This window comes from Psychrobacter sp. (assembly GCF_035469765.1).
GTDB lineage: Bacteria > Pseudomonadota > Gammaproteobacteria > Pseudomonadales > Moraxellaceae > Psychrobacter.
The window spans coordinates 1-1,879 of the sequence record NZ_DATIRM010000298.1 but is presented as its reverse complement, the minus strand read 5'-3'; the positions used below and the strand labels follow the sequence as shown (position 1 = coordinate 1,879).

Here is a 1,879-nt window from a genome sequence, read left to right as displayed (position 1 = left end):
GTATAGACGACTGCTTGCTGACGTGCTTCAGGCGTCATATTTTTTGCCACCTATTGAGCGACAGCAATCTCAGGATGATAGGTGGCATCGACACTATTGGCACGGTTGCGATCTTCACACAACACCTGACCAGCACCATCGACCAACACGCTACCAAACGGCTCATCACCCGCTTCTAGAGCTTCGCCAGCAAGCTCAATAGAGCGACGTAAATGAATCATCCAAGTCTCCTTTATTATCTTTTCACGAGTAAATTGCACTTCCTTTTGCAATCTACCTTACACCTTATTGCATCATATCTAAATCGCATCGAAGTATTTATGACAACTATCGGTCTATGATGGATTGTTCTGATTCATCACATCAATGACTGGTGGCATAGGTTTTGACAGTTTACCTTCTGCTTGCAACTCTTTTGTGGTTTTGGCATCAATAGCAAGACCAGCAATCAGCGCAATGTCTTTCACAGCTTTACGCTGACGAGTCGCAAAGCTCACTGGCACCATACGTGCAAACTCATAAATGTACAAATAAGACTCCTCACCACCTTCAAAGTCTTCATCATCCTCTAAACGAATGCCACCAATTTTAGCCAAATCCGATAGCATCTCGTTTTCTTCAGCAGTTAGACCACAATCGGTAATACCAAAGCCGGTCATGAAACCATTTGCCCACTGTTTCAATGCCATCACGCGCTCGTATAAGTCATGTTCATCATCTGGCACAAGCGGCGTATAAGAATAAGCATCATCCTTGTCTTTTAACTGAAAGACGATGTCTTCTGCTTCTTCAGTCAATAAAGTTAACGCCTCATCAGGTAGCGGCGCAAAACTCAGTTCCTCAAACACTTTCGCCCAAACTTGCTCATCAGGCGCATTGCAGGCAGTCATCAGCCCTGTCATCATACCATGCACCTCACTGACTGACACATCTGTCCAGTCATCAAAAGCCTTTAACCACGTGTTCCAACCAGAGATATTGTCATTCATACTCGATGTCCTAATAATTGATATTACATATAAAATAAATGCAGTACGATGTCAGCTGTTATCGACAAAGCAGCTACTGATAAAAATAAAATAAGCCCAGTGTCGGCAATTACTTTGTTGGTATAGATATTATGCGGTCACCTATGGCATTATTAAACGCAGACAACAAAATTCATTTACGCTTACTTGTTAAGGATAAAAACTGACTATGTATGACCAACTTAGAATATTAGAAAAAATGATACTCGACATCAAAAAACAGTATCAGCTTGTCAGTGCTGAACTTAGCAGCATCAAGCAACAACCCCTCACCGACCCAAAAGAGCTCGCCGCCTTAAAAACAAAGCTAGATAGCAGCCATACAGAATGCGATGGCGCAAAAAAGCAATTTAGTGATCTCGATAAGCGCTATCAAAGCCTAGCCGAAGCGCATCATATGATTGGCGAAGAGCAAGATAAACTACATAAGCAGATTAAGCTGCTAGAACAACAAAATCATGATCTGAAACAGCATAATAATGAATTAAAACAGCAGTATAGCGAAATCAATCAACAAAATAGCGACCTAAAAAAGAAAAATGAATTGGCAGCTGAGCGTACACAAGTCGTCTTACAACGCCTAACGCGTATCGATCAAACTGAAGGCTAGCGAACGCTTATTATACCCGCCTACCTCATCCCCCTTTACTGACCAGACATTGTAGGATCTATCATGACCGATGACCATAAAAAAACCGTGGAAAAACAGCTGCAAGACAACCAAGTAGAAAAAGCTCAGGCACAAAAATCTGTATCAAATAACGCCAATATGCCAACCAATACACAAAGTAACGCTGCCAGACCGGATGCGAAAGTCACTAGCGCACCTGAACCACAAATTAAGAAAGTTG

The 1,879-nt window shown here is 42.0% G+C and carries 3 protein-coding genes; 1 reads left to right on the top strand and 2 read right to left on the bottom strand.

Annotation, left to right across the window (positions count from 1 at the left end; all coding sequences use genetic code 11):
• Positions 1–50: 50 nt before the first annotated feature.
• Both VLN09_RS08410 and VLN09_RS08405 read right to left on the bottom strand, forming a co-directional pair.
• Complete coding sequence (locus VLN09_RS08410; RefSeq protein ID WP_325245530.1) at positions 51–221, bottom strand: hypothetical protein; 171 nt, start codon at positions 219–221, stop codon at positions 51–53.
• Positions 222–335: 114 nt separating this feature from the next.
• Positions 336–989, bottom strand: a complete 654-nt coding sequence (locus VLN09_RS08405; protein ID WP_325245528.1) for a UPF0149 family protein — start codon at positions 987–989, stop codon at positions 336–338.
• 208 nt (positions 990–1,197) lie between these two features.
• Here VLN09_RS08405 and VLN09_RS08400 point away from each other — a divergent pair, with 208 nt between their 5' ends.
• Complete coding sequence (locus VLN09_RS08400) at positions 1,198–1,638, top strand: hypothetical protein (RefSeq protein ID WP_325245526.1); 441 nt, start codon at positions 1,198–1,200, stop codon at positions 1,636–1,638.
• Positions 1,639–1,879: the final 241 nt, after the last annotated feature.

Bases quoted from the DNA above. Each gene is read 5' to 3' on its own strand.
- VLN09_RS08410 (WP_325245530.1), bottom strand. From the start codon at position 221: ATGATTCATTTACGTCGCTCTATTGAGCTTGCTGGCGAAGCTCTAGAA.
- VLN09_RS08405 (WP_325245528.1), bottom strand. From the start codon at position 989: ATGAATGACAATATCTCTGGTTGGAACACGTGGTTAAAGGCTTTTGAT.
- VLN09_RS08400 (WP_325245526.1), top strand. From the start codon at position 1,198: ATGTATGACCAACTTAGAATATTAGAAAAAATGATACTCGACATCAAA.